Annotated in this window: 21 protein-coding genes; 7 read left to right on the forward strand and 14 right to left on the reverse strand. The window is 65.8% G+C overall.

Going from position 1 to position 26,530, the window contains the following annotated elements; translation table 11 throughout:
- Positions 1-37: 37 nt before the first annotated feature.
- Entirely contained in the window at positions 38-844 is an 807-nt protein-coding gene (locus tag AB4Y42_RS04885) for an RNA methyltransferase (protein WP_368693657.1), read from the reverse strand.
- A gap of 527 nt (positions 845-1,371) precedes the next feature.
- Between AB4Y42_RS04885 and AB4Y42_RS04890 the strand changes: the two genes are divergently transcribed.
- The 4 genes from AB4Y42_RS04890 (at position 1,372) to AB4Y42_RS04905 (ending at position 7,844) form a co-directional block, all read left to right on the forward strand.
- The gene (locus tag AB4Y42_RS04890) at positions 1,372-2,172 is read left to right on the forward strand and encodes an inositol monophosphatase family protein (protein ID WP_324159241.1); all 801 of its coding nucleotides are present in this window, start codon (positions 1,372-1,374) and stop codon (positions 2,170-2,172) included.
- 154 nt (positions 2,173-2,326) lie between these two features.
- A complete protein-coding gene (gene lplT, locus AB4Y42_RS04895) occupies positions 2,327-3,625 on the forward strand; it encodes a lysophospholipid transporter LplT (RefSeq protein ID WP_368693534.1) in 1,299 nt (432 codons plus the stop codon).
- 96 nt (positions 3,626-3,721) lie between these two features.
- Entirely contained in the window at positions 3,722-6,406 is a 2,685-nt protein-coding gene (gene mutS / locus AB4Y42_RS04900; protein ID WP_368693535.1) for a DNA mismatch repair protein MutS, read from the forward strand.
- A gap of 100 nt (positions 6,407-6,506) precedes the next feature.
- On the forward strand, positions 6,507-7,844 hold the full coding sequence (locus AB4Y42_RS04905; RefSeq protein WP_368693536.1) for a hypothetical protein: 1,338 nt from the start codon (positions 6,507-6,509) through the stop codon (positions 7,842-7,844).
- Positions 7,845-7,851: 7 nt separating this feature from the next.
- Here AB4Y42_RS04905 and AB4Y42_RS04910 read toward each other — a convergent pair whose 3' ends face one another.
- Positions 7,852-8,397 (reverse strand): peptidylprolyl isomerase, encoded by a 546-nt coding sequence (locus AB4Y42_RS04910; RefSeq protein WP_342921414.1) that lies wholly within the window; start codon positions 8,395-8,397, stop codon positions 7,852-7,854.
- Between the two features lie 32 nt (positions 8,398-8,429).
- Here AB4Y42_RS04910 and AB4Y42_RS04915 point away from each other — a divergent pair, with 32 nt between their 5' ends.
- Together AB4Y42_RS04915 and AB4Y42_RS04920 are read left to right on the forward strand one after the other, a co-directional pair.
- Positions 8,430-9,662 carry a cupin domain-containing protein gene (locus AB4Y42_RS04915; RefSeq protein WP_368693537.1) on the forward strand — a complete coding sequence of 411 codons (1,233 nt, stop codon included), beginning with the start codon at positions 8,430-8,432 and terminating at the stop codon, positions 9,660-9,662.
- A gap of 232 nt (positions 9,663-9,894) precedes the next feature.
- Positions 9,895-10,170 (forward strand): hypothetical protein, encoded by a 276-nt coding sequence (locus tag AB4Y42_RS04920; protein WP_081771656.1) that lies wholly within the window; start codon positions 9,895-9,897, stop codon positions 10,168-10,170.
- 167 nt (positions 10,171-10,337) lie between these two features.
- Here AB4Y42_RS04920 and AB4Y42_RS04925 read toward each other — a convergent pair whose 3' ends face one another.
- The 3 genes from AB4Y42_RS04925 to AB4Y42_RS04935 form a co-directional block, all read right to left on the reverse strand.
- Positions 10,338-12,608, reverse strand: coding sequence for an ATP-dependent DNA helicase (locus AB4Y42_RS04925; RefSeq protein ID WP_368686183.1), 2,271 nt, complete (start codon positions 12,606-12,608; stop codon positions 10,338-10,340).
- A gap of 76 nt (positions 12,609-12,684) precedes the next feature.
- Positions 12,685-12,918 (reverse strand): DUF465 domain-containing protein, encoded by a 234-nt coding sequence (locus tag AB4Y42_RS04930; protein WP_028204122.1) that lies wholly within the window; start codon positions 12,916-12,918, stop codon positions 12,685-12,687.
- An 87-nt stretch (positions 12,919-13,005) separates the two neighbouring features.
- Positions 13,006-13,842, reverse strand: coding sequence for a colicin transporter (locus AB4Y42_RS04935; RefSeq protein WP_368693538.1), 837 nt, complete (start codon positions 13,840-13,842; stop codon positions 13,006-13,008).
- A 366-nt stretch (positions 13,843-14,208) separates the two neighbouring features.
- Between AB4Y42_RS04935 and AB4Y42_RS04940 the strand changes: the two genes are divergently transcribed.
- Positions 14,209-16,560 carry a Tex family protein gene (locus AB4Y42_RS04940; RefSeq protein ID WP_368693539.1) on the forward strand — a complete coding sequence of 784 codons (2,352 nt, stop codon included), beginning with the start codon at positions 14,209-14,211 and terminating at the stop codon, positions 16,558-16,560.
- Between the two features lie 96 nt (positions 16,561-16,656).
- Here AB4Y42_RS04940 and AB4Y42_RS04945 read toward each other — a convergent pair whose 3' ends face one another.
- The 9 genes from AB4Y42_RS04945 to hfq all read right to left on the reverse strand — a co-directional run bounded on the left by AB4Y42_RS04945 (position 16,657) and on the right by hfq (position 26,406).
- Positions 16,657-18,543, reverse strand: a complete 1,887-nt coding sequence (locus tag AB4Y42_RS04945) for a potassium transporter Kup (protein WP_368686186.1) — start codon at positions 18,541-18,543, stop codon at positions 16,657-16,659.
- Between the two features lie 261 nt (positions 18,544-18,804).
- The gene (locus tag AB4Y42_RS04950) at positions 18,805-19,374 is read right to left on the reverse strand and encodes a phosphoribosyltransferase (RefSeq protein ID WP_028204126.1); all 570 of its coding nucleotides are present in this window, start codon (positions 19,372-19,374) and stop codon (positions 18,805-18,807) included.
- Positions 19,375-19,397: 23 nt separating this feature from the next.
- Positions 19,398-20,744, reverse strand: a complete 1,347-nt coding sequence (locus tag AB4Y42_RS04955; protein ID WP_368617664.1) for an adenylosuccinate synthase — start codon at positions 20,742-20,744, stop codon at positions 19,398-19,400.
- 179 nt (positions 20,745-20,923) lie between these two features.
- The gene (locus AB4Y42_RS04960) at positions 20,924-22,075 is read right to left on the reverse strand and encodes an ATP phosphoribosyltransferase regulatory subunit (protein ID WP_368686187.1); all 1,152 of its coding nucleotides are present in this window, start codon (positions 22,073-22,075) and stop codon (positions 20,924-20,926) included.
- Between the two features lie 121 nt (positions 22,076-22,196).
- A complete protein-coding gene (locus AB4Y42_RS04965) occupies positions 22,197-22,388 on the reverse strand; it encodes a DUF2065 domain-containing protein (protein WP_028210024.1) in 192 nt (63 codons plus the stop codon).
- A gap of 47 nt (positions 22,389-22,435) precedes the next feature.
- Positions 22,436-23,350 carry a protease modulator HflC gene (gene hflC, locus AB4Y42_RS04970; RefSeq protein WP_368693540.1) on the reverse strand — a complete coding sequence of 305 codons (915 nt, stop codon included), beginning with the start codon at positions 23,348-23,350 and terminating at the stop codon, positions 22,436-22,438.
- 13 nt (positions 23,351-23,363) lie between these two features.
- Positions 23,364-24,827 (reverse strand): FtsH protease activity modulator HflK, encoded by a 1,464-nt coding sequence (hflK, locus tag AB4Y42_RS04975; RefSeq protein ID WP_368693541.1) that lies wholly within the window; start codon positions 24,825-24,827, stop codon positions 23,364-23,366.
- Positions 24,828-24,925: 98 nt separating this feature from the next.
- Complete coding sequence (gene hflX / locus AB4Y42_RS04980) at positions 24,926-26,110, reverse strand: GTPase HflX (RefSeq protein WP_368693542.1); 1,185 nt, start codon at positions 26,108-26,110, stop codon at positions 24,926-24,928.
- A 59-nt stretch (positions 26,111-26,169) separates the two neighbouring features.
- Positions 26,170-26,406, reverse strand: a complete 237-nt coding sequence (gene hfq, locus AB4Y42_RS04985; protein ID WP_027793540.1) for an RNA chaperone Hfq — start codon at positions 26,404-26,406, stop codon at positions 26,170-26,172.
- Positions 26,407-26,530 lie beyond the last annotated feature (124 nt).

A 26,530-nucleotide genomic window follows, 5' to 3' on the forward strand; every position in this document is an offset into this window, starting at 1 on the left:
GGAGCCGGCGCGCACGCAGCCGCGCCGGCGCAGAGGATCAGCGGCTCTCGCCCTTGCCGTCGCCTTTGCCCTTGAGCAGGAGGATGTGCTTGGCGATGCCGCGCACGATATTGACCTCCTCGCGCTCGAGCCCCGAGCGGGCGAACAGCCGGCGCAGCCGCGACATCAGTTTCTTCGGATTGGCGGGGTCGAGAAACTCGAGCGCGATGAGCGCGTTCTCGAGGTGCACGTACATGCGCTCGATGTCGTCGCTCGTCGCGAGCGGCGACCCGGCCGCAGGCTGGGCGGCGCCGCCCGCTCCGCCCGCCGCTGGCAGTGCGGCGGCCGGCGCGCTCTCCCCGAGGTACGCGAGGCGCAACTCGTAGGAGAGCACCTGGACCGCCTGGGCAAGATTGAGCGAGCTATAGGCAGGATTGGCCGGAATATGCGCAAGCGCGCTGCAGCGCTCGACGTCGTCGTTCGACAGGCCCGTGCGCTCGTTGCCGAACACGAGTGCGATGTCGCCGCCGTGCACCGCCTGGCGGCAGGCGTCCTGCACCGCCTGACGCGGCGCCGCAGGCGGCGGACCGTACTCGCGCGTGCGCGCCGTGAGCGCGAGCGACCATTGCACGCCCGCCAGCGCGTCGGCGAGCGTCGGCACGATGTGGGCGGCCGCGAGCACGTCGTCGGCGCCGCTCGCCATCGCCACGGCTTCCGGGTCGCAGTGGACCTGCGGCACACGCGGCGCCACCAGCACGAGGCGCGAGAATCCCATGGTCTTCAGCGCGCGCGCGGCCGCGCCGACGTTGCCGGGGTGGCTCGGCTCGACGAGCACGAAGCGGGTGGACGTGAAGCCGCCGCGCAGCGGCTCGTGGACGTCGCCGGAAGCCGGCGCCGTAGCGTGGGAAGTTGCGTCGGAATCAGGTGAATCGGGGTGCGCCAAGATGGTTCTCTAACCGCGAAAAGGATATTGAAATGTCTATGTTAGCGCGCCCGGCGCCGCGGCGATGCGCGCTCATGCACGTCCTGCCGCGCATGGCCGCCGTGCGCCACGGTTGCCTGGGCGGGCGCGCTGACCGAACGTCCTATCCATAGAAATCCCGATTTCCTGCCCGGGAGAAGCCATGGAAACGCCGATACTCGGGTAAAATGGCAGTTTCGCGCGCGTCGGGCGAATCGTGCAGCCGTGTTGCTGCCCGCCAGGCGCCCGGCAAGTCGCTGGCCAACAGCGCCGCCGCGCCCCGCTCTTATCCAATTCGTCTCCGTTGACGGGACAGGTTCCGCAGGTCCGCTCGAGGCCCGCGCCCTGTCCAATCGTTAGACGCTTTTATCTTTTGCACCACCGGCGCGCATCCAGCCTTCGCGAGCGCCGGACAACAAGGATCCTGGCTCATGCATCCCATGCTCAACATCGCTGTCAAGGCCGCGCGCCGCGCCGGACAGATCATCAACCGCGCGTCGCTCGACCTCGATCTCGTGCAGGTCGCGAAGAAGCAGCACAACGATTTCGTCACGGAAGTCGACAAGGCGGCCGAAGCCGCCATCATCGAAACGCTCAAGACCGCCTACCCCGACCACGCCATCCTCGCCGAGGAATCGGGCCAGTCGGAGAACGAGTCCGAGTACCAGTGGATCATCGATCCGCTCGACGGCACCACCAACTTCATCCACGGCTTCCAGTACTACTGCGTCTCGATCGCGCTCGCACACAAGGGCCTCGTCACGCAGGCCGTGGTCTACGACCCGACGCGCAACGACCTCTTCACCGCCTCGCGCGGCCGCGGCGCTTTCCTGAACGACCGCCGCATCCGCGTGGGCCGCCGCGACCGTCTCGCCGACGGCCTGATCGGCACCGGCTTCCCGTTCCGCGAAAAGGACGGCCTCGACAGCTACTGCGAGCTGTTCGCCGCAATGACCAACGCGTGCGCGGGCCTGCGGCGCCCGGGCGCGGCCGCGCTCGATCTGGCCAACGTCGCCGCCGGCCGCATGGACGGCTTCTTCGAGCAGGGCCTCAATCCGTGGGACGTCGCCGCAGGCGGCCTGCTCGTGACGGAAGCCGGCGGTCTGATCGGCAACTACACGGGCGACTCGGACTTCCTGCACATGGGCGAAGTCGTCGCGGGCAACCCGAAGATCTACGCACAAATGGTGCCGATCCTCTCGAAGTACACGCGCGTGCCCAAGGCGGCGTAAGCGCCCATGCGCGTCGCGGTGCACGCCTTGTTCCACCGCGACGCGTGCAGAGCGCGCGCCAGTCACGCCTGGCCCACGCATGTGCAGCGAGCGGCTTCGGCCGCTTTTTTGTTTCGCCCGTCGCCCTGCTGCAAGAGGACCACGCACGCATCCGATGAAAAAAGGCTTCTACACGATCATCGCCGCGCAGTTCGTGTCGTCGCTCGCCGACAACGCGCTCCTCATCGCGGCGATTGCACTGCTCACGGTCATTGCTTCGCCCGCCTGGGTGACGCCGCTGCTGCAGATCTTCTTCACGATCTCCTACGTCCTGCTCGCGCCTTTCGTCGGCGCGTTTGCCGACGCCCTGCAAAAGCGCCACGTGATGTTCGTCTCGAACGCGCTCAAGGCGTGCGGCTGCCTCCTGATGATCGCGGGCGTGCATCCGATGATCGCGTACGGCGTGGTCGGCTTTGGCGCGGCGGCTTACTCGCCGGCAAAGTACGGAATCCTGACGGAATTGCTGCCGGCCGAAAAGCTCATCGCCGCCAATGCGTGGCTCGAGTCGGCTACGGTGCTTTCCACCATCCTCGGCACGATGATGGGCGGCGCACTCGTTTCGACTTACGCCGACCGTTTCGTCACGCGTCATCCGTGGCCGGCGATCCATTCGGCCGCCGACCTCGCGATGCTCGCCGTCATGATCACGTACGTGTTCGCCGCGATCATCAACATCGGCATTCCCGACACGGGCGCGCGCTATGAGAACCGGCTCAGGGAGCCGGCTCGCCTCATGGGCGATTTCACGCATAGTTTCAACGTGCTCTGGACCGACAAGCTCGCGCAGATCGCGCTCTGGGTCACGACCCTGATGTGGGGCGCGGCGGTCACACTGCAACTGCTCGTGCTCAAGTGGGCCGACGCGAATCTCGGACTCTCGCTCTCGAAAGCCGCCGTGATGCAGGGCGTGACGGGGCTCGGCATCGCGCTCGGCGCGGGCGCGGCAGCCGCATGGGTGTCGCTGCGCGCCTCGCTGCGCGTGCTGCCCGTGGGCGTGCTGTGCGGCGCGGTGGCGATCGGCATGGCGTTCTACAGCAAAGGCCTCTTTCCGCAAGGCGTTGGCGTGCGCTTCGGCACGTTCATCGTGCCCTTCTATCTGCTTTTCGCGTACCCGCTGATGGTGCTGCTCGGCGTGCTCGCCGGTTTTTTCATCGTGCCGATGAACGCCCTGCTCCAGCATCGCGGCGCGACGCTGCTTTCGGCGGGTCACTCGATCGCGGTGCAGAATTTCAACCAGAATCTCGCGGTGCTGCTCATGCTCGGCGCGTATGCGCTGCTGCTCACCGCGAAGATCCCCGTGCAGTGGATCATCGTCGTGTTCGGCCTGTTCGTTTCGACGATGATCTGGCTCGCCATGCGGCACAGTGCGGCAAACGCGCGCGCCGTGGACCTGCAGGCGCTGGTCGACGAATGACGGAAGCACTGGTGACGGCGTTAGCCGAAAGGCTGACTTTACATGCAATCGGCGCGCGTTAAACTCACGCCCTGAACCCCTAGCAAGACACCGAGGATGGCTACACACACCGCCGGCGCAGCCGACATCGCGCAACACACTCCCATGATGCAGCAATACCTGCGCATCAAGGCCGACCATCCGGGCACGCTCGTGTTCTACCGCATGGGCGACTTCTACGAGCTCTTCTTCGAAGACGCCGAGAAGGCCGCGCGCCTGCTCGACCTCACGCTCACGCAGCGCGGCGCCTCGGCGGGCAATCCGATCAAGATGGCGGGCGTGCCGCATCACGCGGTCGAGCAATATCTCGCGAAGCTCGTGAAGCTGGGCGAGTCGGTGGCGATCTGCGAACAGATCGGCGACCCGGCCACCTCCAAGGGTCCGGTCGAGCGCAAGGTCGTGCGCGTGGTGACGCCCGGCACGCTGACCGACGCCGCGCTCCTTTCCGACAAGAACGACGTCTACCTGATGGCCGTTTGCCCCGGCCACAACCGGCGCGGCGCGACCGTCAACGTGGGCCTCGCGTGGCTCAATCTCGCGAGCGGCGCGCTGCGCCTCGCGGAAGTCGCGCCGGAACAGGTCGCCACGGCGTTCGAGCGCATTCGGCCCGCGGAAATTCTCGTCGCGGAAATGCCGGCGGAAACCGCCGCCTGGGCGCCACCCGCTGGATCGGGCGCGCTTACGCGCGTGCCGGCATGGCACTTCGACGTCGGTTCGGGCAAGCAGCGCCTGTGCGACCAGCTCGACGTAGCGAGCCTCGACGGCTTCGGCGCGCAAACGCTCACGAGCGCGTGTGGCGCGGCGGGCGCGCTGCTGCTGTATGCGGCGGCCACGCAGGGGCAGCAACTGCGCCACGTGCGCAGCCTGAAGGTCGAAGCCGAATCGGAATACATCGGGCTCGATCCGGCCACGCGCCGCAATCTCGAGCTCACGGAAACGCTGCGCGGCACCGAATCGCCCACGCTCTGCTCGCTGCTCGACACGTGCAGCACGGCCATGGGCAGCCGCTTGCTGCGTCACTGGCTCCATCACCCGCCGCGCGAAGCCGTGATCGCGCAAATGCGCCAGCAGGCCATCGGCGCATTGCTCGAGGCGCCGCCGCAAGCGAGCGTCGATACGTTGCGCGGCGCCTTGCGCCAGATCGCCGACGTCGAGCGCATTACCGGGCGCCTCGCGCTGCTTTCGGCGCGCCCGCGCGATCTGTCGAGCCTGCGCGACACCTTCGCGGCGCTGCCCGCGCTGCGCGAACAGGTCGCGGCCGCCAGCGGCGCGGCCACGTCGCTCGCGCACATTGCCGAGGCGCTCGAACCGCCCGCCGAGTGCGCGGCGCTCCTGCAGCGCGCGGTCGCGCCGGAACCGGCTGCGATGGTGCGCGACGGCGGCGTGATCGCACGCGGCTACGACGCGGATCTCGACGAACTGCGCGACATCTCCGAGAACTGCGGTCAGTTCCTGCTCGACCTCGAAACGCGCGAACGCACGCGTACCGGCATCGGCAATCTGCGCGTCGAGTACAACAAGGTGCACGGCTTCTATATCGAAGTCACACGCGGCCAGACCGACAAGGTGCCCGACGACTATCGCCGTCGCCAGACGCTCAAGAACGCCGAGCGCTACATCACGCCGGAACTGAAGACGTTCGAGGACAAGGCGCTGTCGGCGCAGGAACGCGCGCTTTCGCGCGAAAAGGCGCTCTACGACGCGCTGCTGCAGTCGCTGCTGCCGTTCATTCCCGATTGCCAGCGCGTGGCCGCCGCACTCGCGGAACTCGACCTGCTGGCCGCGTTCGCGGAACGCGCGCGCGCGCTCGACTGGAATGCGCCCACGTTTACGCAGGCGCCCGGCATCGAGATCGAGCAAGGTCGCCATCCCGTGGTCGAAGCGCAGGTCGAGCAGTTCATCGCCAACGACTGCCTGCTTTCGGCCGAGCGCAAGCTGCTGCTCATCACCGGCCCGAACATGGGCGGTAAATCGACCTTCATGCGGCAGACCGCGCTGATCGCCTTGCTCGCTTACGTGGGCAGCTACGTGCCGGCAAAGCGCGCGAGCTTCGGGCCGATCGACCGCATCTTCACGCGTATCGGCGCCGCCGACGACCTCGCGGGCGGCCGCTCGACCTTCATGGTCGAGATGACCGAAGCCGCGGCCATCCTCAACGACGCCACGCCGCAAAGCCTCGTGCTCATGGACGAGATCGGGCGCGGCACGTCGACGTTCGACGGCCTCGCGCTCGCGTGGGCCATCGCGCGACATCTGCTCGCGCACAACGGTTGCCACACGCTCTTCGCCACCCACTACTTCGAGCTCACGCAACTGCCGGCCGAATTTGCGCAGGCGGCGAACGTGCATCTTTCGGCCGTCGAGCATGGCCACGGCATCGTCTTCCTGCATGCGGTGCAAGAAGGCCCGGCGAACCAGAGCTACGGCCTGCAGGTCGCGCAGCTCGCGGGCGTGCCTGCCGCCGTGATCCGCGCCGCGCGCAAGCATCTCGTGCATCTGGAGCAGCAATCGGCGGGGCAGCCCACGCCGCAACTCGACCTGTTCGCCGCGCCCGCCGCCGAGTATGAGGACGATGCCCCCATCGTCGAAGATCGCGCCGCGCCGGTCGAGGAAGATCGTGGCGCGTCGCTCGTCGCACAGCGGCTGCGCGAACTCGATCCGAACGAACTGCGCCCGCGCGACGCACTCGACCTGTTGTACGAACTGCATGAGCTGGCCACGGCGCCGGACGCCAATCGCTGAGCGTCGCCTCGCGACGCCGCCGCGGCCACCGCAACCGGCGGGCCGCGGCGGTCCCCGCGCGCGCTATCTGAAAATGATGCGCCGTGCGTCGTGCACGTTGATGCTGGCTGCTTCGCTGGGTTCGCCGCTCGCGGCGTTCGCGCAGGCGCCGCGCTATGCCTTCGCGGTCGTGGCGAACGCGCTCACCTCGCAGTCCGAGGAAGCATCGGCGCAGCGGCTCATCGACGCCATCGGGCGCGATCCGCAAATCGCGTTCACGGTCTACGACGGCAATCTCAAAGGCGCACACGAAACCTGTGCCGACCATCTTTACGAGCAGCGTCGCGACCTGCTCGATGCGTCACGTGCGCCGCTCGTGTTCGTGCCCGGCGAACGCGACTGGGTCAGCTGCGGCATGAACGGTTCGGGCGCCTACGACCCCGCCGAGCGACTCGACTTCCTGCGCCAGAACTTCTTCTCCGATCCCAACGCGCTCGGCCAAACCCCCTTGACGCTCACGCGCGAGAGTGAAGTCTCGCGCTTCCGGCCGTATCGGGAAAACGTGCGCTGGCAACTCGGCGACACCGTGTTCATCGGGCTGAACGTGCCGGACGGCAACAATCACTATCTCAATGCGGGCGGGCGCAACGGCGAGTTCGAAGACCGCGTGATCGCCAACGGCTTCTGGCTCGAACATGCGGCCGAATATGCGAAGCGCCGCAACGCGCGCGCGATCGTCATCTTCATGCAAGGCAACGCGATGCCCGAGCATTACGAGCGTCCCGACCGCTTCGCGTGGCTGCGCTTTCACCGCGCACCGCGCGACGGCTATCTCGAGTTGCGCCGCAGCCTCGTGAAGCTCGCCGAGATTTTCCGCGGCCAGATCATCGTCGTGAATGCCGACGACTCGAAGCTCGCACATGGCTTCACGATCGATCAGCCGCTGCGTAACGACAAGGGCGCAAGGATAGAAAACGTTACGCGCATCGCATTCTCACTGCACGATCCGCTCACGCAATGGCTGCAGGTGGACGCCGACATGGCGCGCCGTACGCCGCTGCGCGTGAGCGTGCGCGATGTGCCGAAGCATCTGCCGCTGTTGCCCGCGCAGCCTTCGCCGTACACGCCCGGCGCGGGATCGTCGCCCGCGATGCCGGAAATGCCCGAAGTATCGTCGATGCCGGACGTGACCGAGATTCCCGGCATGCCGCAATCGCCCGATGTCGCGCCCGCGACGCCTGGCGCACCGGGAACCGCCGTGCCGCCCGGCTTGCCGCCGGCCGGCAACGGCGTGCTGATGCCAGCGTGGCCCACCCAGGGTGGCCAGAATGGACTAAATGGTCGGAACGATGCGAACAGCCAGAACGGCCTGGAGGGTGGAAACGGCAGCGGCAATGGCCAGCCGCCTGATCAGCTGCAGCCGCCCGGCGCACCGGCGTCAGGCGGCTTCGCGCATTGAGCGGCGCTTAGTGCAGGGTGGGTTTCGAGGCGCCTTCGTCGCCGTCGTCTTCTTCGTCTTCGTCAATGATTTCGAGGCCGTCCGCGCCATGCGCGTGCTCATGTTCGATTTCGTCTTCGGTGGCGGTGCGCACTTCCTTGACCGTCAGCGCGAAACGCAGCGCCATGCCCGCCAGCGGATGGTTGCCGTCGAGCACGACCTTGTCTTCGGCAACATCCGTGACCGTATAGATGAGCGTGTCGAGATCTTCATCGCCTTCTTCGGGCGTGCCTTCGAACTGCATGCCGACTTCGAGCGGCTCCGGAAAGCGGTTGCGCGGCTCGATCTTCACGAGCTCGGGATCGTACTCCCCGAAAGCGTCCTGCGGCTCAAGCTGGATCTGGGTCTCGAAGCCCGGCTCCTGCCCGTCCAGCACTTCCTCGATCTTGGGGAACGTGCCATCATAGCCGCCGTGCAGATAGACCATCGGCTCGTCGCTTTCCTCAATCAGATTGCCCTGCGCATCCGATAGCTTGTAAGCGACCGACACGACGGTGTCCTTTGCAATTTTCATTCGTTCCTCCAGATTACAGACCACATTATACGATGCCGAAGCGGTCCCCAGACCACCCGGTGGACGCGCGCAAGCGGCGCGCCTCCCTCCCCCTGGCATGCCCCGCGCCCGATGTTGCCACGCCGCTTCTGGGCGGCCTGACGCCGGCGCAGTTCATGCGCAAATACTGGCAGAAAAAGCCGCTGTTGATCCGCCAGGCGATTCCCGACATCGAAGCGCCGCTCTCGCGCGAAGCCCTCTTCGCGCTCGCAGACAGCGACGATGTCGAGTCGCGTCTCATCACACATTTTCGCCGCCGCTGGGCGCTCGAGCACGGCCCGTTCTCGCCGGACGACCTGCCGACGCCGAAGACCCGCCAGTGGACGCTCCTCGTGCAGGGTGCCGACCTGCACGACGACCGCGCGCGCACCCTGCTCGAGCGCTTTCGCTTCGCGCCCGACGCACGGCTCGACGACCTGATGATCTCGTACGCATCGGACGGCGGCGGTGTCGGCCCGCACTTCGATTCGTATGATGTCTTCCTGTTGCAGGTGCACGGCAAGCGCCGCTGGCGCATCGGCGCCCAGCGCGATCTCTCCCTGCAGGAAGGCCTGCCGCTGAAGATTCTCGCGAACTTCGAGCCTGAAGAAGAGTGGGTGCTGGAGCCGGGCGACATGCTGTACCTGCCGCCGCACATCGCCCACGACGGCATCGCCGAAGGCGAATGCATGACGTGTTCGATTGGCTTTCGTTCTCCTTCCACGAACGAATTGACGAGCCAGTTTCTTTACTGGCTCGCCGAGCGCGGCGCCGATAACGGCAGCGGCAAGCCCACGCTCTACCGCGACCCCGACCAGCCGGCCGTGGCGCATCCGGCACAGCTTCCTCCGGCACTCGTAGAGCGTGTTGGCGACGTGCTTGCTAAAGTGCGCTGGAGCGACGCCGACGTCTCCTCGTTCGTGGGCTCCTGGCTGTCCGAACCGAAAGCCAATGTGGTGTTCGACGCCCCCGAAAAGCCGCTCGACGAAGCCCGTTTCGTTGCGCAAGCGGCAAAAAACGGGATAACACTCGACCGCAGGACGATCCTGCTTTACGATTCGCGGTCGTATTACCTGAATGGGGAACAGTACTTGCTCAAAGAGGCAAGAAAGTGGCTGCCGGCACTGGCCGACAGGCGCTCTATGGACGGGAAACGCTTTGTAACACTCTCACACGATTCGTGTGTGACAGCGTTGCTACACGAGTGGTATCGTGCGGGCTGGATTCGGACCGGGGTGCTTGCCTAAGCGCTTCGGACTGTTATACCGTACTAAAATAGTGCTTGTATGAGAAAGACAACGTATTGTCCCCGGATTTGTCGACGGTCGATACGAAAGTGCCTATAATTTCCGGCCAGGCCGTAGGGAAGATTCACGCTCTTGCAGTGCGTCTCCACCAGCGGCTCAGGTCGGTGTTGGGGCACATTTACCGGTATTATTTTGCGCTGTTGCTTACCTTTAACCATAAAAGGACGTGATCATGAAGAAATCCCTCCTCGTAGCATCCCTGCTGGCAGCTGTTGCACTTGCTGCGTGCAACAAGAGCAGCGACCAAGCTGCTGCGCCGGCTAGCGATGCTGCTGCTGCTTCGGCACCGGCTGCTGCTGCTTCGGATTCGGCAGCTGCTGCTTCGGGCGCTGCTGCTGCTGCGAGCGACGCTGCTGCTTCGGCTACCGCCGCTGCTTCGGACGCTGGCGCTGCTGCTTCGGACGCAGGCGCTTCGGCTCCGGCTGCTGCTTCGGGCGCAAGCCAGTAAGTTGCGTTCGCGCGACGCTCGCCCGGGACCTCGGTCCCGGCGGGCATCGCAGCGAATCGCCGTACGGTCTGCTGCTTGCGTCAAACGCGCTTCAGACATACGGCGGGCAAGCAAAAAAGCCACGAACTCACGTTCGTGGCTTTTTTGTTATGCGGTGCGCATGAAACTCAATGCGCTTCGCCAGGCTCCCCCGCCGGCCCGTTCTTCTCTTCGAAGAACGCCTGCACCACTTCGATCTCCCGGGTCCGCTTGAACGGCGGCAGGCTTTGCCAGATGCGTCGTCCATACGGCTTGTCGACGAGTCGGGTGTCGCAGATCATCAACACGCCGCGGTCGGTTTCCGCGCGAATCAGTCGCCCCGCGCCCTGCTTGAGCGTGATCACCGCCTGCGGGAGCTGGTGGACCGCGAACGGGCTCAGACCTTTCTTCGCCAGCGCGTCGAGGCGCGCCGCCAGCACCGGATCGTCGGGCGGCGCGAACGGCAGCTTGTCGATGACCACGAGCGAGAGCGCATCGCCGCGCACATCCACCCCCTCCCAGAAGCTCTGGCTGCCCACGAGGATCGCATTGCCATAGGCGCGGAAGCGCTCGAGCAGCTCCGTGCGGCTCGCGTCGCCCTGCACGAGCAGCGGCGTATTCCAGCCGCGCGCCTCGATCGTGTCGCGCAGCTTCTGGGCAATGCGGTCGACGGCACGCAGCGTCGTGCATAGCATGAAGACACCGCCGCCCGACGCCTCGATCGCCGGCAGCGCCGCATCGAACACGGCGTCGGTGAACTGCGGCGACGACGGCTGCGGCATGTTGCGCGGCACGTAAAGCAGCCCTTGCGTGGGATAGTCGAACGGGCTCGGCAGTGTCATCGAACGGCGCGAACTCAGGCCCATTTGCGCCGCGTAGTGCGTGAAGTCGCCACGCACCGAAAGCGTCGCCGACGTGAAGACCCAGGTGCGCGGCACGCCGGCGCGCTGCTTGGCGAAGATCGGCGCCACGGAAAGCGGGGTTTCATGCAATTGCACCGTGTGCGAGAACACCTCGACCCAGCGGACTTTCTCGTCCGCGTCGTCCGGCGCGTGCGCGTTTTCGTCCTGCCCGTCCGCGTCGGCCTTTAGTGTTTCGCGCGCTGGCGCGGCGCCCTGCGGCGCGGTCCAGCCCGCGAGGATGCCCTGCAGCTCGCGCGCGCGGCGCAGGCACGCGCCGATCGATTCAGCGCGCTCGGCCTGCCCCGCGAGTGCCGTGGCAAGCGTGCCCAGTTCGGTCTGCAGCGCGTCGAGCGCATCGAAGAGCGGGTGATCCTCGGGCAACTGCGTGATCGACAACCGCAGCGAATCTTCCTTGAACGCGAGCCGCACGTCGCGTGCAGCGCGTTCCAGCGCCGCGCCGAGCTTGACCCACTCCACCGCGTCGCGCGCGTGGCTCAGGCCTTCGGCCACGCAATCGCGCGCGAGCTCAAGGAACTGCGCCGTCGAGAGCGTTTCGCCGAAAAAGAGCGTTGCCGTTTCGGGCAGCTGGTGTGCTTCGTCGAAGATGATCGTATTCGCGCTCGGCAGCAGTTCGGCCATGCCGGTGTCGCGCAGCATGATGTCGGCGAAGAACAGATGGTGATTGACCACCACGATATCGGCCTGCTGCGCCTCGCGGCGCGCCTGCATCACGAAGCAGTCCTTGTAATGCGGGCACTCCTGGCCAAGACAGTTATCGCGCGTCGACGTGACCATCGACCAGACGGCCGCCGTCTCGGGCACGCTCGCGAGCTCGGCCTTGTCGCCCGAGCGCGTGATCTTCGCGAAGCGCACGATTTCCTGCAGATACGCGGTTTCCTGGCGCGACGGCAGCCGACCATTGTCGGCCGTGCGCTGCAGGTAGTAGTGGCACAGATAGTTGGCGCGCCCCTTGAGCATCGCCACGCTCACGGGCACCGCCAGGGCGTCGCGCACCGTGGGGATGTCGCGCGCGAAGAGCTGGTCCTGCAAATGCTTCGTGCCCGTCGAGACGACCACCTTGCCGCCCCACAGCATGGCCGGCACGAGGTACGCATAGGTCTTGCCCGTGCCCGTGCCCGCCTCGACGATCAGCGTGTTGTCGCCGTTCTCGGCCGCGGCGCGCGCCGCTTCCCCGGCGGCGGGCTGCGCCGGCGCACCACGCTCGACCCGCCGCGCCGGGCGCGACTGGAGTTCGAACGCCGCGGGATCGGGCAGGGATTGCGCGGCGGCTTCCATTGCGGCCGCGACCGCGCGCGCCATTTCGATCTGGGCAGCGCGTGGGCGATAGCCGTCGATCTCGCGGGCGAGCAAGCCGTCGGCCGCGAAGAGCTCCTCGAGCTCGGCGGCGCGGCGTGCGCTCAACATGGGTGCAGCGGCTGTTTGCGCCGCGCGCGCGTCGGCCTCCGGCGCGCCGCCTTCGCGCGCGGGCCGGGAACGGGAAACGGTCGTTGAATTCAAGGCAAGCGGTTCCTGCTCGGTCCGGAACGGCGCAACGCGCCGACTGCCGCGCCCCGGCGCCTGCCAGGACCCGGAATCAGGCGTGCCCGTCCGAAGTCTTCGTTGAATCGGGGTCCAGCTGCAGTTGCAGCAGGAGGATGTTGTCCTTGACCTTGAGCTTGCGCTTCTTCAGCCTCTGCAGTTCGAGATCGTCATAGTCCGGGGTGTCGGACATCCTGTCTATCAGGCGGTCCAGATCGCCATGTTCCGATTCCAGTTGCAGAATGCGGTCACGAAGGACCTCGGTCTTGACTTCACGATGCTCGCGCATGCTCGCCTCCTCGACATATGCGGCGCGCGCTTGCGAAGGACGACGCGCCTGAGGTTGCAGTCCGGCTGAAAAAGCGTGCTACTCGTGCTACTGGTCCTGCTGTTGTTCCTGCAGCTGCTTTTCCTGTTGCTTCTGCTGTTCTTCTTGTTGCTGCTTTTGTTGCGCCTTCTCGGCCGCCTGTTTCTGACGCTCTGCGACATCGGCCTTGTGCTTCACCGCGTCTTCCTGCTTCTGCTGGTAGCGCTGGGCCTTGTCGGCGCGTTCCTGAGCCTTTTGTTCGCCCTGGCGGCGCGCTTCGTCGAGCTGGTTCTGGTAGTTCGCCTGCTTCTGGTCGTACGCCGCCTGGTTCGCGTTGCGCTGCGATTGCTCGCCCTGGCGCTGTGCCTGGGCCAGCGCATGCTGCCGCTGCTTTTCCTGATACGCCTGCTCGTTCGCCGCACGCTGCGGCGCTTCGGCCTGGCGTTGCGCCTGATCGAGCGCGTGTTGCTGCTGCTTCTGTTCGTACGCCTGCGCGCTGGCCGCTTCGTTGGCGGCGCGCTGCGGCGCATTGGCTTCGTCCTGCGCGCGTTGCAAGGCGGCCTGCTGGTCGCGCTGCTGCGCATGCGCGGTACGTTTTTCGTCGTCGAGCGCCAGTTGCTCGCGGCGGATGTCGGCCTGCACGACACGCATCTTGTCGCGCGCCTTGCCGATGCAATGATTCACGAAGAACGTGCTGTAGCAGTTGTGCTGCGCGACTGCAAACTGATAGTCGTTCTCCGCGGTACGACGGTCCAGCACCTGTTGCCGCGCGTCGAAGTCGCTCTGCTGCGACTGTGGCGCGCCGCCGGCCCCAGCCGCGTCGGACGCCGCGAGCGGCGCGTTGCCCGAAGGCGCCGGCTGCGCTGGCGCAGCTGCCGCACCTTGCTGCTGCAGCGGCCCTGTCACCCCGACCGCCTGCGCGAGGGCCGGAACGCTTGCACCGAGGCTCAACGCGACGGCACAAATTGCCCCAAGAGCGGGGAACCGCCGCGTGACGCCATGAGGCGTGCGAAACCGGGCAAGGGGCAAATCAGGGGAGAAGCGGGAGGTCGTCAACGTCTTCTGTGGGCAGCGGAACATGGGGGAAATTCTAACACCCCCCGGGTTGAGCGCTCGGCCATTTATGGCAAAATGCCCCGCTCCACCGGCCGGCGGACGCACTCGGCAACGTGCCGTTTTGCACACCGGGCGCCCCGCGCGCTCGAGCCCGCATCGGCCGCCGGACCGCAAACCCGGACCGCAATCCGATCCTCGCAGGAATATCCAGACCCTATGACGGAAACCGTAGCACTCAAGATCGTCCAGCGTATCGCCACTGAACTGAGCGTGCAGCCGCGCCAGGTCGCAGCCGCCGTGCAGCTTCTCGACGAAGGCTCGACCGTTCCGTTCATCGCCCGTTACCGCAAGGAAGTCACGGGCAATCTCGACGATACGCAACTGCGTACGCTCGAAGAGCGCCTGCTCTACCTGCGCGAACTCGAAGACCGCCGCGCGGCGATCCTCGCAAGCATCGAGGAACAAGGCAAGCTCACCGACGAATTGCGCAGCGCCATCGAGGCGGCCGACAGCAAGCAGGTTCTCGAAGACCTCTATCTGCCCTACAAGCCCAAGCGCCGCACGCGTGCACAGATCGCGCGCGAAGCCGGCCTGCAGCCGCTCGCCGACTCACTGCTCGCGAACCCGCTGCTCGACCCGCAAACGGAAGCCGCACAGTACGTCGACGCCGAAAAGGGTGTCGCCGACGTCAAGGCCGCGCTCGACGGCGCGCGCGACATCCTCTCCGAGCAGTTCGGCGAAACGGCTGAGCTGCTGGGCAAGCTGCGCGACTGGCTGCACAACCAGGGCGTGGTGATGTCGAGCGTGGTCGAGGGCAAGGAAAACGAGGAAGGCGAGAAGTTCCGCGACTACTACGACTATTCCGAGACCATCAAGACCGTGCCGTCGCACCGCGCGCTCGCGCTGTTCCGCGGCCGCAACGCCGGTGTGCTGATGGTCAAGCTCGGCCTCGGCGGCGAGCTGGACACGCAGGTGCCGCATCCGGGCGAAGCGATGATTGCGCGCCACTTCGGCATTGCGAACCAGAATCGTCCAGCCGACAAATGGCTCTCCGATGTCTGCCGCTGGTGCTGGCGCGTGAAGGTGCAGCCGCATATCGAAAACGAGCTGCTCACCAACCTGCGCGAGCAGGCGGAAAACGAAGCGATCCGCGTGTTCGCGCGCAACCTCAAGGATCTGCTGCTTGCCGCGCCGGCCGGCCCCAAGGCCGTGATCGGCCTCGATCCGGGCCTGCGCACGGGCGTGAAGGTCGCCGTGGTCGACCGCACGGGCAAGCTGCTCGCCACCGATACGATCTACCCGCACGAGCCGCGCCGCGACTGGGACGGCTCGCTCGCGAAGCTCGCGCGCATCGCCGCGCAGACGCAGGCAGAACTCATCAGCATCGGCAACGGCACGGCCTCGCGTGAAACCGACAAGCTCGCGAGCGAGCTGATCTCGAAGCATCCCGAACTGAAACTGCAGAAGATCGTGGTTTCCGAAGCCGGCGCATCGGTTTATTCGGCATCCGAACTGGCTGCGAAGGAATTCCCCGAGCTCGACGTGTCGCTGCGCGGCGCCGTTTCCATCGCGCGCCGTCTGCAGGACCCGCTCGCCGAACTCGTGAAGATCGAGCCGAAAGCGATCGGCGTGGGCCAGTACCAGCACGACGTGAACCAGCGCGAACTCGCGCGCTCGCTCGACGCCGTGGTCGAGGACTGCGTGAACGCCGTGGGCGTCGATGCGAACACGGCCTCCGTTGCCCTGCTCGCCCGCGTGTCGGGCCTGAACTCGACGCTCGCGCGCAATATCGTCGATTTCCGCGATGCGAACGGCCCGTTCCCTTCGCGCGAGCATCTGAAGAAGGTGCCGCGTCTGGGCGACAAGACCTTCGAGCAGGCCGCCGGCTTCCTGCGCATCAACGGCGGCGACAACCCGCTCGATCGCTCGTCGGTACACCCGGAAGCGTACCCCGTCGTCGAGCGCATGCTCGCGAAGATCAAGCGTACGATCGGCGACGTGCTCGGCAGCCGCGAAGCGCTCTCGGGCCTCGCGCCCACCGAGTTCGTGGATGAACGTTTCGGTCTGCCGACGGTGCGCGACATCCTGAGCGAGCTGGAAAAGCCGGGCCGCGATCCGCGCCCCGAGTTCAAGACGGCGACGTTCCGCGACGGCGTCGAGAAAGTCTCCGACCTCGTGCCGGGCATGCTGCTCGAAGGCGTCGTGACGAACGTGGCCGCGTTCGGCGCATTCATCGACGTGGGCGTGCATCAGGACGGGCTCGTGCACGTCTCGGCCATGTCGACGAAGTTCATCAAGGACCCGCATGAAGTCGTCAAGGCCGGCCAGGTCGTGAAGGTGAAGGTGCTCGACGTCGACGTGAAGCGTCAGCGCATCGCGCTCACGATGCGTCTGGACGACGACCCCGCGAGCGCCGGCGCGTCGCGCAGCGGCGGCAGCGCGGGCCAGTCTGGCAACCGCGACAATCGCGGCGGCGGCGGTCGTGACAATCGCGGCGGTCAGCGTTCGCGCGATGCGGAACCGGCAGGCGCGATGGCGGCGGCGTTCGCGAAGCTCAAGCAGCGCTGATGTCCGCATGACGCAGCGTGGGCCGCAGCGGCTCGCGTTGCGTGCGCAACAAAAAGGCACCCGAGGGTGCCCTTTTTACTGGTCGAAACGACGCGATCAGATCTCGATCTTCGTCCCGAGTTCGACCACGCGGTTCGCAGGAATGCTGAAGAAATCGGTGGGCTTCGCAGCGTTCTGATGCATCCACGCGAACACGCGTTCGCGGAAGATCGACATGCCCGGCAACTGCGTCGGTACGACCGTCTCGCGCGCGAGGAAGAACGACGTGTCCATCATCTCGAACGTCATATTGTGGGTGCGCGAAATCTCGTCGAGCACCGCCTGCACGTCGGGCGTTTCGTTGAAGCCGTAATCGGCCTTCACGAGATAGAGCCCGCCGCCGATATCCTTCACCGTCACGCGCTCGGCGTCCGCCACATACGGAATGTCGCGAATCACGAACGTGAGGAAGATCGTGCGTTCGTGCAGCACCTTGTTGTGCTTGAGGTTGTGCAGCAGGCTCACCGGCACGAGCGACTCGCTGCCCGTGAGATAGATCGCCGTGCCCGAAACGCGATGCGGCGGATGCGCGAGCAGCCCCTGCAGGAAGGGCATGAGCGGAATACCGTCGGCGGCCGTGCGGTCCTTCACGATCATGCGGCCCTTGAACCAGGTCATCAGCAGGAAGAACAGCAGCGCGCCGATGCCGAGCGGCAGCCAGCCACCCTCCTCGACCTTCAGCAGGTTCGCGCCGAAGAAGCCCAGATCGACGGCCAGCAGCACCGCGATGATGCAGGTGACGAGCGCCTTGTTCCACTTCCACACCTTCGTCATCACGACGGCGACGAGCACCGTGGTGATCACCATCGTGGCGGTCACGGCGATACCGTATGCGGCCGCCAGGTTGTCCGAACTCTTGAAGGCGACCACGATGCACAGAATGATGAAGAGCAGCATCCAGTTCACGACCGGCACGTAGATCTGGCCGATGGCGAGGTCCGACGTGTGGAGCACCTTCATGCGCGGCACATAGCCAAGCAGAATGGCCTGGCTCGTAAGCGAATACGCACCCGAGATCACGGCCTGCGAAGCGATCACGGTCGCCACCGTGGAAAGCACGACGAGCGGCAGCAAGGCCCATTCCGGCGCGAGCAGGAAGAACGGATTTTCGATCGCGTGATGGTCCTGCATCAGCAGCGCGCCCTGCCCGAAGTAGTTGAGCACGAGCGAGGGCATCACGAGCGCGTACCAGGCAAAGCGAATCGGCTTCGCGCCGAAGTGGCCCATGTCGGCGTAGAGCGCTTCCGCACCGGTCAGCACCAGCACGACCGAGCCGAGCACCACGTAGGCCTGCAGCATGTGCGCGCCCATGAAACTGACCGCGTAATACGGGCTGAGCGCCGCGATGACGCCGGGCGCCTGGACGATGCGCGAGACGCCGAGCACGCCGATGGTGATGAACCAGAGCACCATGATCGGGCCGAACAGGCGGCCGACCAGCGCGGTGCCGTGCCGCTGGATCCAGAACAGCAGGATCAGGATCACCATCGTGAGCGGCAGCACCAGATGCGTGAGCTTGGGCGCGGCGATTTCGAGGCCTTCCACCGCCGACATGACCGAGATGGCCGGCGTGATCACGGCATCGCCGTAGAACATGCATGCGCCGAAGATCCCCAATGCCGTGAGCAGCGCAGCCGACCTGCTCTTGCGGTTGAACGAGCGCATGGCAAGCGCCATGAGCGCGAGCACGCCGCCTTCGCCGTTGTTGTCGGCACGCATCACAAAAAGGACATATTTGACGCTCACGACGATCACGATCGCCCAGAACAGCAGCGAAATGACGCCGAGAATGGACGTGTCGTTGAGCGGAATGCCGTGCGATGGGCTGAAGGCCTCTTTCAGCGAATACAGCGGGCTTGTGCCGATGTCGCCGAACACCACGCCGATGGCCGCTACGGCGAGAGTAGGTAGCGGCTGCTTGGCCACGTGTGTGCTAGTTGTCATATACGCGGTAATCCGTTGCGAGGCGGAAAAAACGAGCGCTATTCTAAACCGGGCTGCGGCGGAAACCGAGCGGTCGTCGCGGCACTGCGACATCCGCCGATCCCCGCGCAGTTTAGCACCGGCCCCAGATGCCGTCTGCCCGCCTGCGCCGCCGCCGGCGATTCGGTGGGCGACGCACAAAAAAAACGGAGCCATGAAGGCTCCGTCACTGGATCTGGCCGCCTCGGGTATGAGAACCCTGGCGGCGGCACGATCCCTGCATTACTTCTGCGCGTCTTGCGCTCGCTGCAGACCACGCTTGATCCACGCACTGAGATTATGCGGGCGCACCGTATCCCACTCCTCGAACGGCTGGTGGATCCACGGATTGGTCGGCAGATGCTGGACGAAATAGTCCGGCGTCACCTTCGAGCAGCCCTTGTACCAGAGCACCGCCGAACGCACACCGGTCACGGCCGGGTAGCGCTCCTTGAGGTGCTCCTGCACGCGTGCGAGCGTGACGCCCGAGTCGACGAGATCGTCGACGAGCAGCACGTTGCCTTCCAGGTGACCGCGCGTCATCGTGATGTACTGCGCGATGTCGAGCTCGCCCTGCTCCGTGCCGGCGGCTTCGCGATACGAGCTGGTTGCAAGGATCGCCAGCGGCAGGTCGTAAATGCGCGAGAGCTGGTCGCCCACGCGCAGACCGCCGCGTGCGAGGCACAGGATCTGGTCGAACTTCCAGCGCGACTCGTGCACCTTGAGCGCGAGCAGTTCGATCAGCCGGTGATACTCGTCCCAGCCGACCCACAGGTTCTTTTCGTCGTTGCGCGGGTCCATCATTTGAATCATTTTTGCTTCTGCCTTCTTACCACTTAGACCTTGAACGGATGACGCAGCAGGATCGTTTCGTCGCGATCAGGGCCGGTCGAGACCATGTCGATCGGCACACCGGCGACTTCCTGCACGCGCGTGAGATACGCCTGCGCGCTCTTCGGCAGCGCGTCGAACTGCGTGATGCCGATGGTGCTTTCGTTCCAGCCTTCGAACGTTTCGTAGACCGGCTCGCATGCGGCCACTTGCGAGGCGCCTCGCGGGAGAATGTCCACGTCCTGGCCAGCCACCTTGTAGCCGACGCAGAGCTTCACTTCGTCGAGACCGTCGAGCACGTCGAGCTTCGTGATGCACAGACCCGTCACGCCGTTGATCTGGATCGAGCGGCGCAGCGCGGCGGCGTCGAGCCAGCCGGTGCGACGCGGACGGCCGGTGACCGAACCGAATTCCTTGCCGACCTTGGCGAGCGTGAGGCCCACTTCTTCCTGGCGATCGGCGTTGTCGGCGTCGTACAGTTCGCTCGGGAACGGGCCCGAACCGACGCGCGTGCAGTACGCCTTGGTGATGCCGAGCACGTAGTTGAGCTTTTGCGGACCCACGCCCGCGCCAGCGGACGCCGCGCCCGCGACGCAGTTGCTCGACGTGACGAACGGATAGGTGCCGTGGTCGATGTCGAGCAGCGTGCCTTGCGCGCCTTCGAACAGGAGGTTGCCGCCTTCGTGGTTCACGTCATACAGACGACGCGAAACGTCCGTGACCATCGGCTTCAGACGATCGGCGTACGAGAGCATCGTGTCGAGCGTTTGCTGATAATCGACAGCCGGCGCACCCAGGTACTGCGTAAGCACGAAGTTGTGGTAGTCGAGGTTCTCGCGCAGGCGCTCGGCGAAAGTTTCCGGCTCGAACAGGTCCTGCACGCGCAGGCCGCGGCGTGCCACCTTGTCTTCGTAGGCCGGACCGATACCGCGACCCGTCGTACCGATCTTCGCGGCGCCGCGCCTGGCTTCGCGCGCCTGGTCGATGGCGATGTGGTACGGCAGGATGAGCGTGGTGGCTTCGGAGATGAACAGACGCTTCTGGACGTCGATGCCCGCATCTTCGAGCTCGCCGATTTCCTTGAACAGGGCCTCGGGCGAAAGCACCACGCCGTTGCCGATATAGCAGGCGGTGCCGGCACGCATGATGCCCGACGGGATCAGTCGGAGAATGGTCTTCTTGCCGCCGATGATGAGCGTATGGCCGGCGTTGTGACCGCCCTGGAAACGCACCACGCCTTGCGCGTGGTCCGTCAGCCAGTCGACGATCTTGCCCTTGCCCTCATCGCCCCATTGGGTGCCCACGACGACGACATTGCGCCCCGGGGTTACATTCACTGCGCTGGCAGACATGGTGTTTCGTTAGCTGGTTAAAAACGTATTCTACCTGGGTTCAGCGGCAAGGCCGCCTTTTTTTCCCGAAATTCGCGGAATTTCCTTTTGCACTCAACGGCATGCGCGATCCGAAGCGTGCTTTGGCACGCTTGCGCGGAGGCTTGCCGGGCGGCGCGAATGGCCGCCCGAGTGCGGTATCAGGCGTGCTTTTCGACGACCCAGACGCCATCGCGCTCGACCAGCACGCGGTCGCAGGCGAACTCGTCCATGTCGTGCTCGTGGCCCGGCAGCGCCTGGATCACGACCTCGCCCGCATCGCGCAGCGCGGCGACCGCGCTGCGCAGCGCCTCGTCATGGCGCCACGGCGCGAGGACCGCGCTGCTGCGCGCTTCGACCGGCGAAATACGCGCCACTTCGCGCAAATCGAGCGAGAAGCCCGTTGCCGCCCGAGCGCGGCCATAGACCTCGCCCACCTTGTCGTAACGGCCGCCGCGGGCCACGGCGTTCGGCACGCCGTCGACGTAGGCCGAGAACATCACACCGCTGTGGTACGCGTAGCCGCCGAGATCCGCGAGGTCGATCATCAGCTCCGCACCCTTGATCTCGCGCACGAGGAACGCGAGGTCGTCGAGTGCACGAGCAATGCCCGGCAGCGCCGGCAGGCGCGTGCGTGCCTCGTCGATCACGCTCGCGTCGCCGTAAAGCGACGGCAGCGCGCGCAAGGCGTCGCGCGTGGCGGCTCCGAGGTTTTGCGTGAGTTCTGCGAGACGCGGCACGTCCTTGCCAGCGAGCGCTTCATACAAAGCATCGCCAAGCGCCGCCGCAGCGGGATCCGCTTCGAAGATCGCCGCGAGCACACCGGCGTGCGAAAGGTCGAGACGCACCTTCGCGAGGCCCGCGAGGCGCAGCGCATCGAGCATCAGCTGCTGGATTTCGAGGTCCGCTTCGAGGCCCGCATGACCGTAGATTTCCGCGCCGGTCTGGATCTGTTCGCGCGTGGCGTGCAGACCGCGCGGCAGCGTGTGCAGCACGTTGCCCGCGTAGCACAGGCGCGTCACACCCTGGCGGTTCAGCAGGTGCGCGTCGATGCGCGCGACCTGCGGCGTCATGTCGGCGCGCAGGCCGAGCGTGCGGCCCGAGAGCTGATCGACGAGCTTGAACGTGCGCAGGTTCAGGTCGCGGCCGCTGCCCACGAGCAGCGACTCGAGATACTCGAGCAACGGCGGCATGACCATTTCGTAGCCATACGCGCGAAAACGATCGAGCAGGCGACGGCGCAGCTCTTCGATCTTGCGCGCTTCGGACGGCAGCACGTCCGCAATATTCTCGGGGAGTAACCAGGTCGACATCGGTTGAGTCCTGCCACAATGAGGGCCGCGCGCGGCCAAACGCCACGCGGCCCGATATTTCGGAATCCGTCAAAAACGTCAATCGCACACCGCCTCTGAGGGCGACTGCGGCACGAGGCCGTCAGGTCGCCAGCATCAGCAGGACGAGGCCGAGCCCCATCACGATGAGCCCGCCGATCCTGATGTGATGCGGCGGCCGTTCCGCGATTTTACGGAATGTGTCACGCCACGCCGTCGGAAAGACGAACGGGAACATGCCCTCGATAATCAGCATCAGCGCGATCGCGAGCAAGAGGGAGCCAGCTATGTCCATGCGAAGAAATACGCCGCGCAGAGCGCGGCGCGTGTGTCTCGTTTTGTCTAGTGTTTGCGCGGGGTGGCGGAAGCGGGAGCGTTGTCCCCGCTATTCGCGCCGCCGTTCGGACCACGCATGAAGCGGAAGAAGTCGCTCGACGAATCGACCACGATGACGTCGCCGGGCCGGAAGCTCTCGCGGTACGCGAGCATGCTCTGATAGAACCGGTAGAAGTCCGGGTCGCGCCCGAACGCCTCGGCGGCAATCGCGGCGGCCCGGCCGTCACCTTCGCCCTTGATCGCTTGCGCCTGAGCATAGGCATCGGCCAGCACGCCCTGCTGCTTGCGCTCCGCGTCGTCCTTGATCTGCTGCGCTTCGGCCACGCCCTTCTCGCGAATCTCGGCAGCGGCCTGCTCGCGCGCGGCGCTCATGCGCTTGAAGATGGTCTGCGCCAGCTCCGGCGGGTAATCGACGCGCGTGAGTTCGATCGCGATCACGTCGATGCCGAGCGGCGCCGCGGTTTGCCTCAGCGCGTCGCGCGCGCCGTTGGCGATGGCTTCCTGCTGCGCGAGCGCCTCGCTGAGCGTGACCTTCGAGATCGCGTCGCCGAGCGCGTCGCGCGACAGCGAAGCGAGACGATCGGACAGCGTCTGCGCATCGCCCTTGGTCGCAGCGAAGAGCTTGAGCGGATCGGCAATGCGGTAACGCACGACCGGGTTCACAAGCAGTTCGGTCTTGTCCGAGGTCGTGTAGCGGTCGGCGTCGGGCGCATCGAACGCCTGAATGCGCGTGTCGATGAACGTGACGGTCTGGAACGGCGGCGGCAGCTTCACATGCAGCCCGGGACCGGCGAGCGTGGCATTGGCCCCGCCCGACGAAGAAATGATGGCGACGTGGCGCGGATCGACCATGAAGACGGCCGACGACGCAACCAGCACGACAACCACGACGGCAACAACGAGCGCAATGATCTTGTTCATATCGGCGCGCCCCTTATTGCACGTCGCTTTCGCGGCCGCGCGAGCGGAACGCATCGCGCGAACGGAAGGCGTCGCTCGCGGCGGCTGCCGCGTCGCTGGCCGTGGTTGCGGGAGCCGCGCCCTGCTGCTGCGAGCCTTGCTGCTGGGCACCCGGCTGGGCCCCTGGCTGTGGCTCGCTGCCCGCTGCCGGCGCGGAAGCCGCATTGGCGTCCGAAGCCGCGCTTGCCGGCGCAGCGCCGGCGCCCGAGGCCGCAGCCGCGCCCGTTGCGCCCGCCGCCACGGCGGCGCGCTGACGCGTCGTATCGACGAGTTTGTCGAGCGGCAGATAAATCACGTTGTTGCCCGACTTGCTGTCGACGAACACCTTCGTCGCATTCGAATAGATGTGTTGCATCGTCTCGAGATACATGCGCTCGCGAATCACAGCCGGCGCCTTCGCATATTGTTCGTAGACCTGCGTGAAGCGCTGCGCGTCGCCCTGCGCCTGCGAGACCACGCGTTCGCTGTACGCCTTGGCTTCGTCGACGAGACGCGCCGCCTCGGTCTGCGCACGCGGCAGCAGCTGGTCGGCATAGGCCTGCGCGTCGCGCTTCGCGCGTTCGCGGTCCTGGCGCGCCTTGGCTTCGTCGTCGAGCGCGGCCTGCACCTGATCGGGCGCCGAGACGCTCTGGATCGCGACACCGGTCACGCCGAGGCCCGTCTTGTACTCGTCGAGCGAGTGCTGGATCGTATCGGCAAGCTGGGCGCGAATCGGCTCGCGGTCCGCGTACAGCATGTCGTTCGTGCTGCGCGCGCCCACCACGGTGCGCACCGCCGCCTGGGCGGCCTGCGTGACGGTGAGGTCGGGATCGACGCTGCGGAACAGGTAGTCGGTTGGCTGCTTGACCTGGTACTGCACGGTCAGGCGCACGTTGAGAATGTCGCCGTCATGCGTGATGACCGCGGCATCCTTCACGTTTGCCGGACGCACGAGGTTGCTGCGGCCGATCTCGACGGTGCGGATCTGACCGATGTTGACGATTTCGTGAGTCTGGAACGGATAGGGCATGCGCCAGTGCACGCCCTGGCCAACCGTGTGGCGATACTGGCCGAACTGCAGCACGACACCGGCCTGGCCTTCCTGCACGACGAACACGCCGCTGCCCACATAGATCGCGATCAGCACGCCGAGCACGATGCCCACGCCGATGCGCGCGCCATGGCCATTGTCCGGACGCGGTCCGAAGCCGCCCGGACCCTTGCCCTTGCGGCCGAAGAAAGCGGACATGCGGCGGTTGAAGTCGCGCCACATTTCGTCGAGGTCCGGCGGACCGTCGCCCTTGTCGCCGTTGCCACCCTTGTTGCCGTTATTGCCCGGCGGGCGGCGCCCGTCGTCAGAACGCTGGCCATTGCCGTCGCCTCGACCCCAACGCGGGTCGTTCAGCGAGAAAATGGCGCGCGCGCGCTGCCAGCCAGTCCGCTTGTTGTAATCGTTCACCTGTGTTCGTTCACCAGAGTAGACAGCGGGTCAATTGCGTGCGGATTCCGTCGGAGCCGCTGGGCCGGCCTTGCGTGCAAGACAATGCCGGGCGCGCCTCAGCGCTCGTGTTCGGGTTCCCAGCGAGGTTCTTCCTGCACCGCGCTCCAGTCTGCGGCCAGGGACTGCGGCGCATCGGCAAGCGGCTCGGCAGTCGCGATTTCGACGATGACGGAGCGCAGCGCATCCAGTCCGACACCTGTGCGGGCGCTCAAAAAGACGCGCGAAATATTACCATATTCATCACGCTCGACCGTTCCGCCGCGGGCCGCCAGTTCCGGCACGGCGTCGATCTTGTTGAAGACCAGCACCTGGCGGATCGTGTCCGCGCCGATATCGTGCAGCACCCCGTTCACCTGATCGATCTGATCGAGGCGCACGGCGCTCGACGCGTCCACCACGTGCAGCAGCAGATCGGCCTGCACCGTTTCCTGCAGCGTCGCGCGAAACGCGGCGACGAGCTGGTGAGGCAGTTCGCGGATGAACCCGACCGTATCGGACAGCACGATCTGCCCCACTTCGTCGCCGAGCCAGACGCGCCGCGAGGTCGTGTCGAGCGTTGCGAACAACTGGTCGGCGGCGTAGGCCTGCGCCTTCGTGAGCGCATTGAAGAGCGTGGACTTGCCCGCGTTCGTATAGCCCACGAGCGACACCGACATCGTGCGGTTGCGCTCGCGCTGACGCCGCTGCGTGCCATGCTGGCGACGCAGCTTCGCAAGCTTGCCCTGCAGCATCTTGATGCGCTCGCCGATGAGGCGGCGGTCGGTTTCGAGCTGCGTTTCACCCGGGCCGCGCAGGCCGATACCGCCCTTCTGGCGCTCGAGGTGAGTCCAGGCGCGCACGAGGCGCGTGGCGAGGTATTGCAGCTGCGCGAGCTCGACCTGCAGTTTGCCTTCGTGGCTGCGGGCGCGCTGGGCGAAGATGTCGAGGATGAGGCTCGTGCGGTCGACCACGCGGCGATTGAGCGCGCGCTCCAGATTACGTTGCTGGGCGGGCGACAGCGCGTGATTGAAGATGACGATTTCGATGTCGTTCGCCTCACAGGCGAGACGCAGTTCCTCGGCCTTGCCGCTGCCGATGAACATGGCGGCGTCAGGGCTGGAGCGTCGCCCGGTGAGCGTGACAGCGGGAGTGGCGCCCGCGCTTTTGGCGAGCAGGCTGAGTTCTTCGAGACTGGCTTCGAACTCGGTCTTGCCGAAGTCGATGCCGACGAGTGCGGCGTTGATCAAATTAGAGGATGTCAAAATGAAAGCGGCCGGACCAGAGCTGCCTGCGAGGCGCCCCGGGCCGGCCGCGTCATGGGTCAGGACGCTTCCGTATCCGGGTGGAAGTTCACCGGACGGGCCGGAACCACCGTGGAGATGGCGTGCTTGTAAACCATTTGCGTAACCGTATTACGGAGCAACACGACGTACTGGTCGAACGATTCGATGTTCCCTTGAAGCTTGATGCCGTTGACCAGATAGATCGAAACAGGCACGTGCTCCTTGCGCAGCGCGTTCAGAAACGGGTCTTGTAACAATTGCCCTTTGTTGCTCATAGCAAACTCCGTATTTTTTTGCAGGTTTAACTTATATTGGGGTGAAGAAAAAGAAATCCACCACCAATCGCTACACTATAGCCGATTCTCGTTCCCCCGCGCGGTTCCTGGCGGTTCGGCCAGG

Source organism: Paraburkholderia sp. EG286B, assembly GCF_040965655.1.
Classification (GTDB): domain Bacteria; phylum Pseudomonadota; class Gammaproteobacteria; order Burkholderiales; family Burkholderiaceae; genus Paraburkholderia.